The sequence below is a fragment of the Pelomicrobium sp. G1 genome (genome assembly GCF_051905455.1).
In the GTDB taxonomy this organism is placed as follows: domain Bacteria; phylum Pseudomonadota; class Gammaproteobacteria; order Burkholderiales; family UBA6910; genus Pelomicrobium.
The window spans coordinates 1-232 of record NZ_JBQACR010000665.1; the positions used below are offsets into that span (position 1 = coordinate 1).

General features: G+C 53.9%; 1 pseudogene. It reads left to right on the forward strand.

From position 1 onward, the window contains the following. Positions 1–232: pseudogene (locus ACTFO6_RS20035) on the forward strand (IS1634 family transposase); the annotation flags it as partial.

Genomic DNA, 232 nt, shown 5'->3' on the forward strand with positions numbered 1-232 from the left:
CTTCCCACCTTCGCGACCGAATCGTTTGGGGAGACACTAACCCAAGTGTTGGCCCATCATGCAGGTATTGGGCCAGGCGCATTCATCTTGTACGACGTGACCACCTTGTACTTTGAAACCGATACTCCTGATGAGCTTCGCAAACCCGGGTTTTCCAAAGAGCGCCGTGTAGAGCCACAAATCCTTGTCGGGCTGCTTACTGATGCCACCGGGTTTCCATTGCATGTTGGCG